Below are 9,151 nucleotides of genomic sequence, written 5' to 3' on the forward strand. Positions count from 1 at the left end.
ATAAGTAATGATCACAAAAAGTTCTCCCTCTGGTGTAACAAAGCCCTCAACATCATCCCTTGCAATATCCACATCTATTTCCCAATCATCAATGTAATAACCTCTATTTTGGTCTAGAACGTGCGCTATTACACTATTTATAGCTTTATCCCTCCTCCAAAATTGACTATTTCCAGCTCTAAAAGTAAGAAGATCTACTGGATATGTAGCATTTACATTTGATTTAGATATATAGAATTTTGTTTTATTATCACAATACTCAAGGACTTCTATATTATAATACTCTTCTTGTGTTCGTTTACCTACTCCGTAATAACTTTCAGCAACCTTTATTATCTTCTTGTAATGCTCATTAAAGTTTGAAGAGGATAGGTTTTTTGAATATCTAATTTGTATCCCTGCTTGCAATATTCTTTCTTCTTTTTCTAACACTTCTAGTTTTGCAATGGTACTATCATCGGTTATGTACTTAAACCAATATCCATTCTCGAAGCTGGATAGATCCTGATCAAGATCAGTCTCAACGTAAGAGTTATGAGCAGGGGGTGGGTCTTGGTCGCATTGAAGAATACGTGAGGCATTGGTTGAAGTGGGTGCGGTCAGGGATAGGAGGGTTGACTAACATGCTTGCGAATGACTGTATAAAAAAACACCTACATTCTACAGTTTATGTAGGATATAGGCGTTTGTATAATGAAGCAATATTGGTAAATAAGTATCTATGTATTAGCTACTGCTTCCTTCTGTTTAATCTTTCGCACTCCACCTACACCGACTAAGCCTACTAGAGTTAATCCTAGAAGAAGACCAAGGGAGGGTTCGGGGACTGATTGAGCGGATACGTGGATAGAATGTACCGCCATGCTTGTTTCAGCGGGGTTACCGTCGTTCGTGACGAGTAGAATTGTATCGAAGTCACCTACCATGGTATAAGTGAAAAATGCTAATGGATCGATTCCGATAAAATCGAATTGTCCATCTGCATCAAAATCCCATTCATATTGTACAATATTGCGAAATGGGTCATCGTCAAACGATACACTTGCGTCAAATTCAACTTGCTCATTTACGATTGCAGTTACAGGATTAGTCGTGAAGTCTGCTATTAGGTTTGCTGTCGCCTCTCTAACGAATAGGACTGATATTATCCCTACTATTATGCTTATTCCTTTAAATTTTTCTATCATATTTCCTTCCCCTTCCAGTTCTTGTCCTATCTATTAAATAACGTGAGTTGAAAACATCTCACTACTTGTTAAATAATTACTTAGCTATTATTAACTGTCTTCTGTTTAATCTTTCGCACTGTTCCTACACCAATCATACCAACGAGGCTGAATCCTAGAAATAATTTAAGAGAGGGTTCTGGAACAGATGCTGTCTGTCGGTAGAGATTCATACCTATTACCGGATGTGTACTCCCCACAGCCCATTCTTGGTCAGTACGTATGCGGTCAATACTGTCGAATCCAAAGGTCCCGAATTTATCCCGTATGAATGTATATTGTGCGGCACCTCCAGAACCTATTGTTCTGGTTATACCATACGCATCTCGTGAAAATGCATTCGGGCCTGATGTCTGGTCGAACTGGTCGAAGTACGCCGGGGCCCATGTCGAATTTCCTTGTCCGAAATCAGCTGGGACATTGACCGGGATGCCCAATAATGTTTGTAACATTGATGCCGTTTCAGACATTGATGCCCATGTCCAGCCAGTGAAGTCCACGCCGTTAATAAGATTGTCGGTATTTGTCAAGAGCAATTGTCCGGTACTTGTGTTATATTTAGTTGCCATTTGGTTGTAAGATATGTTCACGGTTTCCGTTAATTGGCGCCAATCTTTTCCGTCTATTGTTACGAAATCTCCATGGGTCGTGGTGGTCATATATGAGAGTCGTAATTATAACTAATAGTCCTGTTGCATATGGAACGCGCATGGCCTTCCCCCCTTTCTTCTGTTTGGAATTAATAAATCTTAGTGGTTGGTTTGGAGCCTCTTTCTCGATTTTCTTTCTCCTGATCTTTGCTGTATATACTTTTTCTCAACTGAATAACCGCAAAAGTTGAGCCGCTTATAATAATTATACAATATATTATCTAATTCTCTAATATTTAAAGACTTATACGAAAACGTTAAAAGCATATAAGACTATCAATCGTTAGCATTCTACCACTTGTCACTGAAATACATAATCGTATTTTGTGTAACTTGCTTTGTAATATAATGTTATCAGATGCCTGAATACCTACAGCAAAGGTTAGCTTTCTAACGTTATTTCATGGTTGCAATATACATATTCGTGGTAGTGCGGGGAATTTAGACTGTTAAAGACAAAACGGTGCGACATTTCAGATTTACCACCTGATTACACTTGATATGTGGAAGGTGTTTAAGAAGAATGATAACAAACAAGACTTTTATAAATGCTGTCAATGGTTTTGGGGTGTTTTGATGATGTGTGTGACTTGCTGATACCTGTCATTCACCACTATAGGGAAACATAATGTAACACTTTACATGCAGGAGCAAGCCCAAAAATCACCTGTGTGCGTGTGTGTCTCATATAATTATATACGAGGCTTAAACATACAAACCGCTCCCTCTCCCCATGGCATTGCAGTCAATTTGCAGTCAAACCTCACACATCCTGACTTCGAATAGGGGTCACATCTTTGAAATTTGATATTTACGTATGTATAAATTTAGATAAGATTAATTTTTTATTATTAAAATTTAAGTTTTAGTAATGTGTCTGTTAATTATGGCAAGGCCCTTACGCATAGAATATCCCGGTGCTTTTTATCATATTACTACCAGAGGTGTTGGGAGACAGAATATATTTTTTAAGGATTACGATAGAAAGGTGTTTTTAGAAAAGCTGGGAGACCTGCATGAGAAGTGGGGAATAATATTCCATGGATATTGTCGGATGACAAATCACTATCATCTGGAGTTGGAAACTCCAGGTGGTGAATTGAGTAGGCCCTTGCAATGGTTGAATCATGTTTATGCCGGTTGTGTAAATAAGGAGTATAAGAGAACGGGACATCTGTTTCAGGGAAGGTTTAAGAGTGTGCTCGTAGAAGCAGATGAACATTTGCATGTTTTATCACGTTACATACACATGAATCCTGTACGTGCGGGTATTGTGAGGAGGCCCGAGGAGTATAGATGGTCTAGTTATCGGGATTATCTTGGAATACGACAATGTCCGAAGTGGCTTGATGTGAAACAAACACTTGAAATGTTTGGTGTGTCTGAGAAGGAGCAGAGAAAGGAATACCGGCGCTTTGTAATAATGGGAGACGAGGGAAATCCTTTAAAAGAAATGAGTTTTGGGGCAATATTAGGAACAGCACAGTTTGTAAAACGAATGAGGGAGAAATTGAGAAACAGAAAGTCTGAGAAGAGTGATGCTGAGATTTCAGGTATGATTTATGCGCGGCCAGGTCCAGGAATTAATGAAATTTGCAAAGTTGTATGCGAAGCGTATGATGTTTCAAAGGAGGAGATGTGCGTAAAGGGACGTAAAGGAAATGAAGGCCGGGATTTGGCGATATATTTGTCGAGAAAGTATGCTAGAAGCACGTGTGATGAAATAGGTGAGCACTTTGGAGGTATCAGGCCTTCGGCAGTGAGTTTGGGAAGTAGAAGGGTTAAGGATCGGTTAAAAACAGACAAAACCTTTAAGAAACTGGTCAGGCAATTAGAATCTGATGTGATAGATTTTAACAATTAAAACTAATATCAAACATCAAAGATGTGACCCCCATCGCCTTATAACAAGACCGGATAATAAGACCGTCAGTTACATCTATGACAATGGAGGACGGTTAGAAAAAATGATAATCCCCAGAGGTCAGACAACATATACATATGATGAAACAACAGGCAGCATAAGCTCAATCAAGGCCCCGGATGGCGATGTCCTTGCATTTACTTACGACGGCTTCCTTTCCCTTGATTCAACATGGTCGGGTAATATAAATGGTAAAGTAAGCCGTGTATACGACAACAACTTCCGCATAACCTCAAGGAGTGTCAATGATGCACATACGATTAATTTTATATACGACAATGACGGTCTTATTACCAGCGCGGGTAATCTCTCCATTGCACATGAAGCACTTAATGGTCTTATTACAAACACTGGTATAGACAATATAACCGCGACCAGAGATTACAACATCTTTGGAGAGCCTTCCGGCTATACCGCCGCCTTTGAAGGCATCGATTTCTACTCGGCATCCTATACCAGAGATAAACTTGGAAGGATAACGCAAAAAGTTGAGACAGTAGAGGGAGTGACGCACATCTATGATTACGTATACGGGCTTACAGACCGTCTGAAGGAGGTTAAGAAAGATGGTGCAGTAGTATCGCTCTACCAGTATGATGCCAATGGAAATAGGCTTAGTGCGACAAGACCGGGTTTGGAAATTAATGGCACCTATGACAATCAGGACCGCCTTATAAGCTATGGAGACTATACATACACATTTACAGACAATGGAGAGTTAACATCAAGGATAGATACAACCACAAATTCAACTACTACCTATCAGTATGATGTTCTCGGCAACCTTATGGCGGTAACACTGCCGGATGCAGCCGTGATAGAGTATGTTATTGACGGAGTGGGTTGCAGGACAGGGAAGAAGGTTGATGGAGCATTGGTACAGGGGTTTCTATACAAAGACCGGCTCAATCCAATAGCGGAATTGGATAATGCGGGGAACGTAGTTTCCAGGTTTGTATACGGCAGCAGATATAATGTGCCGGACTACATGATAAAAGGAGGCAATACATACCGAATAATCTCAGACCATCTCGGCAGCCCGAGGATAATAACTGATACGAAAACCGGTCAAATTGTACAATTGATTGAATACAATGAATTTGGTATCATCCTGTCAGATACAAACCCCGGTTTCCAGCCATTCGGTTTTGCCGGTGGGATCTATGATCAGGACACCGAGCTTGTCAGATTTGGTGCAAGAGACTACGACCCGGAAATAGGAAGATGGACAGCCAAAGACCCGATACTCTTTGCGGGTGGTGATACGAATCTGTATGGGTACGTACAAAATAATCCGGTTAATTTTGTTGATCCTAATGGGTTATTAGTGCTGTATTTCGGTGGAGGTGTAGCTGCAGGAGTTGGCTATAAAGTAAACCCTGGAGATCAAGATTCGATTACATTTTTTTCAGGAACTGTAACAGAATTTTACGGTTCAAATAGAAGTGGAGGGATTAGCAATGGTAATTTTTTTACTGTAGGGACGGGTAGAATAGTTGGGGCTGCAGCTGGCGGAGGTGCTTTGGCTGGAATAAATTTTGGTGATGTAGAAGATCTATCTGAATGTGGTTCTTCAGCAGGATTATTGGTTGGTCCTTTTTCCTTCGAATTGACTCTTGATGGAGGTGGTCATTCTATCACTGGCTTCTCCTTTGGGTTTTTGAACAAAGGAATAGGACTTGGACTTTTTGGACAAGAGACACGTACATGGACAATTTCAAATTAATGAGATATCTAGAATGTCCACATTGTAAAGAAGATGTGATTAGGTTCTGGGAGCTTTTAATCCCATCGTCTTTTTGGCTTCGTAAGTCATGTAGGCATTGTAACAAGAAGGTTAGTTTTAATTTCAACACAATATTGCTAATAGTCCTTTCTCTATTGGCTGCAATTATTTTGTGCAATATCATAGACAGTGTATTCCTAATAAATATTGGAATATTTGGAGTAGGGATTGTGGTCCTTTTTGTGCACCTTCCATTTTTTCTTGGAAAGAAGCTTTTCTTTAATGTAGAAAAAAGAAGGAATAAACGAGAGAAATAGGATAAATCTTCAAAAAAATGCAGTAAAAATATTTCAAATAATATTATCAAGCCTTGATTTGGAGTGCTGTTTCGCCGAATATTTCATCCGACACTGGCCTGAACTTTTATAAAATAATAATCCCCAGAGGCCAAACAACATATACTTATGATGAGACAACAGGCAGCATAATATCAATCAAGGTTCTGAATGGAGGTATCCTGACATTTACTTACGACAAATCCTTTCCCTTGATTCAACATTGTCTGGTAGTGTGAGTGCCAAGATAAGCAGTGTATACGACAACAACTTCCGTGTAACTTCAAAAAGAGTCGATGATAAGCATACGATTAATTTCATATATGACCATTAACTAAATGAAAATAAAGTACGAATAGGGGTCACATCTTTGAAATTTGATATTGACGTATGTATAAATTTAGATAAGATTAATTTTTTTATTATTAAAATTTAAGTTTTAGGAATGTGTCTGTTAATTATGGCAAGGCCCTTACGCATAGAATATCCCGGTGCTTTTTATCATATTACGACCAGAGGTGTTGGGAGACAGAATATATTTTTTAAGGATTACGAAGAAAGGTGTTTTTAGAAAAGCTGGGAGACCTGCATGAGAAGTGGGGAATAATATTCCATGGATATTGTCTGATGACAAATCACTATCATCTGGAGTTGGAAACTCCAGGTGGTGAATTGAGTAGGCCCTTGCAATGGTTGAATCATGTTTATGCCGGTTATGTAAATAAGGAGTACAAGAGAGTTGGACATCTGTTTCAGGGCAGGTTTAAGAGTGTGCTCGTAGAAGCAGATGAACATTTGCATGTTTTATCACGTTACATACACATGAATCCTGTACGTGCGGGTATAGTGAGGAGGCCCGAGGAGTATAGATGGTCTAGTTATCGGGATTATCTAGGAATACGACAATGTCCGAAGTGGCTTGATGTGAAACAAACACTTGAAATGTTTGGTGTGTCTGAGAAGGAGCAGAGAAAGGAATACCGGCGCTTTGTAATAATGGGAGACGAGGGAAATCCTTTAAAAGAAATGAGTTTTGGGGCAATATTAGGAACAGCACAGTTTGTAAAACGAATGAGGGAGAAATTGAGAAACAGAAAGTCTGAGAAGAGTGATGCTGAGATTTCACGTATGATTTATGCGCGGCCAGGTCCAGGAATTAATGAAATTTGCAAAGTTGTATGCGAAGCGTATGATGTTTCAAAGGAGGAGATGTGCGTAAAGGGACGTAAAGGAAATGAAGGCCGGGATTTGGCGATATATTTGTCGAGAAAGTATGCTAGAAGCACGTGTGATGAAATAGGTGAGCACTTTGGAGGTATCAGGCCTTCGGCAGTGAGTTTGGGAAGTAGAAGGGTTAAGGATCGGTTAAAAACAGACAAAACCTTTAAGAAACTGGTCAGGCAATTAGAATCTGATGTGATAGATTTTAACAATTAAAACTAATATCAAACATCAAAGATGTGACCCCCATCGCGTAAAGGAAATGAAGGCCGGGATATGGCGATATATCTGTCGAGAAAGTATGCTAGAAGTACGTGTTATGAAATAGGTGAACACTTTGGAGGTATCAGGCCTTCGGCAGTGAGTTTGGGAAGTAGAAGGGTTAAGGATCGGTTAAAAACAGACAAAACCTTTAAGAAACTGGTCAGGCAATTAGAATCTGATGTGATAGATTTTAACAATTAAAACTAATATCAAACATCAAAGATGTGACCCCCATCGCCAATAGCGGAATTGGATAATGCGGGGAACGTTGTTTCCCGGTTTGTATACGGCAGCAGATATAATGTGCCGGACTACATGATAAAAGGAGGCAATACATACCGAATAATCTCAGACCATCTCGGCAGCCCGAGGATAATAGCCGACACGACAACCGGTCAAATTGTACAATTGATTGAATACGATGAATTTGGTATCATCCTGTCAGATACAAACCCCGGCTTCCAGCCATTCGGTTTTGCCGGTGGGATCTATGATCAGGACACCGGGCTTGTCAGATTTGGTGCAAGAGACTACGACCCGGAAACAGGAAGATGGACAGCCAAAGACCCGATACTCTTTGCGGGTGGTGATACGAATCTGTATGGGTATGTATTTAGCGATCCAGTTAATTTTGTAGATCCAGATGGCAGGATTATTTTTAATTTTGCGACTGGCGGTATTGGCGCTGCAATAGGCGCTGCTGTTGGAGCAACGAATGCAATCTTTAATGGAGGAAGTATATGGAAAGGTGTTGTATTTGGTGCGCTTACTGGTGTTACAGCAGGATTTACATTTGGTGCTTCAATTTATGTTCATGCTGCTGCTCACGCTGCCATATCAGCGGGAACAGATGCTTTACAACAAACATTTGCAAACCCTTGTATTAAAATAAAATATGGTTCAGTTGTTTCAAGTGGAATTGCAGGAGCTTTTGGTGGAGGTCTTGGTAAGTCTCTTGTCAAGAACGGTGATGTGGCAGTAGGCGATGCAGCAATCTTATCAGGGGGATTATCAGGTATTGTTAATGCTGGGCTAACTTGGGCTACTCAACCCGTTAATAGATACCGTGAACAGTTGCATTTCAATAAGTAATGGAATTAATGCAATTGTTCAGTAGACTACCAGTGGTTGCAAAATTTATATATCTTACTAAAGAAAGTTATCAAGTTTAATAAAAAAATGTTTATGCTTATTTTGATAATTATTTTTGCAATTATAATGGGTTTTTTGAAAAGTTATTTCTTTATATTAATATATGTGGAAAAATTTCAAAAATATTTTATTAAAAAGAAAAAACGAAGTAATTTGATTAAATTATTTAGTTTTCTATTTCAACTTTCAATACCGATATTTTTTATAGTCATTGGCATCCTTTTGCCATTTGAAATAATTAAATTTTTCTCGCATGAGTATTTAATTAGCGAAAACATCTTAAAAAAATTGCTTTCTTATTATGCATTTGTTTTTTTATTTAGTTTTTTTGGATTTTTATTGCTTTTTATAAAGCAAGGAAAAATTAAAGTTACTTTTACTCGGTAGAATCCGGTTAGGTTTTTGAAATTATATTACAACTTGATAAGAGCAATGAACAAGAACGAGTTAATTGGAAAATTTGATCTTCAAAAGAAATATGGAAGTAAAATCACTAGGATTATTGTGCTACCTATGATTGGGTATGCTGTCTTTGGTATATTTGCTATGAAGAAAATATCTTTTATTCAAAATAATAGAATATGTTTTAGCACCTGTTACTTGTTCTTTGTTTTTATTGTTGTTGGATTAATTTTTGGTGCTATAGAAATGTC

At 38.7% G+C, this 9,151-nt stretch carries 10 protein-coding genes; 7 read left to right on the top strand and 3 right to left on the bottom strand.

Annotation, left to right across the window (positions count from 1 at the left end; translation table 11 throughout):
* The 3 genes from SCALIN_RS12890 to SCALIN_RS12900 all read right to left on the bottom strand — a co-directional run.
* Nucleotides 1–432, bottom strand: a 432-nt coding sequence (locus tag SCALIN_RS12890; protein ID WP_133111890.1) for a hypothetical protein, incomplete at its 3' end; no start/stop codon positions are given.
* 287 nt (nt 433–719) lie between these two features.
* Nucleotides 720–1,187, bottom strand: coding sequence for a PKD domain-containing protein (locus SCALIN_RS12895; protein WP_096894890.1), 468 nt, complete (start codon nt 1,185–1,187; stop codon nt 720–722).
* An 80-nt stretch (nt 1,188–1,267) separates the two neighbouring features.
* Complete coding sequence (locus SCALIN_RS12900) at nt 1,268–1,885, bottom strand: hypothetical protein (RefSeq protein WP_096894891.1); 618 nt, start codon at nt 1,883–1,885, stop codon at nt 1,268–1,270.
* Nucleotides 1,886–2,747: 862 nt separating this feature from the next.
* Between SCALIN_RS12900 and SCALIN_RS12905 the strand changes: the two genes are divergently transcribed.
* From SCALIN_RS12905 to SCALIN_RS22795, 7 genes are all read left to right on the top strand, one after another.
* Nucleotides 2,748–3,740 (top strand): transposase, encoded by a 993-nt coding sequence (locus SCALIN_RS12905; RefSeq protein WP_096894892.1) that lies wholly within the window; start codon nt 2,748–2,750, stop codon nt 3,738–3,740.
* Between the two features lie 40 nt (nt 3,741–3,780).
* Nucleotides 3,781–5,526 carry an RHS repeat domain-containing protein gene (locus tag SCALIN_RS12910; protein ID WP_478210004.1) on the top strand — a complete coding sequence of 582 codons (1,746 nt, stop codon included), beginning with the start codon at nt 3,781–3,783 and terminating at the stop codon, nt 5,524–5,526.
* Nucleotides 5,526–5,843, top strand: a complete 318-nt coding sequence (locus tag SCALIN_RS24065; RefSeq protein ID WP_420885435.1) for a prepilin peptidase — start codon at nt 5,526–5,528, stop codon at nt 5,841–5,843. Before SCALIN_RS12910 ends, SCALIN_RS24065 begins: the two co-directional genes overlap by 1 nt.
* 579 nt (nt 5,844–6,422) lie before the next feature.
* The gene (locus tag SCALIN_RS12920; protein ID WP_096894895.1) at nt 6,423–7,298 is read left to right on the top strand and encodes a helix-turn-helix domain-containing protein; all 876 of its coding nucleotides are present in this window, start codon (nt 6,423–6,425) and stop codon (nt 7,296–7,298) included.
* Between the two features lie 60 nt (nt 7,299–7,358).
* Nucleotides 7,359–7,547 (top strand): hypothetical protein, encoded by a 189-nt coding sequence (locus SCALIN_RS12925; RefSeq protein WP_096894896.1) that lies wholly within the window; start codon nt 7,359–7,361, stop codon nt 7,545–7,547.
* Nucleotides 7,548–7,595: 48 nt separating this feature from the next.
* Nucleotides 7,596–8,438 carry an RHS repeat-associated core domain-containing protein gene (locus SCALIN_RS12930; RefSeq protein ID WP_478210003.1) on the top strand — a complete coding sequence of 281 codons (843 nt, stop codon included), beginning with the start codon at nt 7,596–7,598 and terminating at the stop codon, nt 8,436–8,438.
* A gap of 492 nt (nt 8,439–8,930) precedes the next feature.
* Nucleotides 8,931–9,151: hypothetical protein (locus SCALIN_RS22795; RefSeq protein ID WP_203415482.1), on the top strand; the 221-nt coding region annotated here is incomplete at its 3' end.

This window comes from Candidatus Scalindua japonica (assembly GCF_002443295.1).
GTDB classification, from domain to species: domain Bacteria; phylum Planctomycetota; class Brocadiia; order Brocadiales; family Scalinduaceae; genus Scalindua; species Scalindua japonica.

Bases quoted from the DNA above. Each gene is read 5' to 3' on its own strand.
- SCALIN_RS12895 (WP_096894890.1), bottom strand. From the start codon at position 1,187: ATGATAGAAAAATTTAAAGGAATAAGCATAATAGTAGGGATAATATCA.
- SCALIN_RS12900 (WP_096894891.1), bottom strand. From the start codon at position 1,885: ATGACCACCACGACCCATGGAGATTTCGTAACAATAGACGGAAAAGAT.
- SCALIN_RS12905 (WP_096894892.1), top strand. From the start codon at position 2,748: ATGTGTCTGTTAATTATGGCAAGGCCCTTACGCATAGAATATCCCGGT.
- SCALIN_RS24065 (WP_420885435.1), top strand. From the start codon at position 5,526: ATGAGATATCTAGAATGTCCACATTGTAAAGAAGATGTGATTAGGTTC.
- SCALIN_RS12925 (WP_096894896.1), top strand. From the start codon at position 7,359: ATGGCGATATATCTGTCGAGAAAGTATGCTAGAAGTACGTGTTATGAA.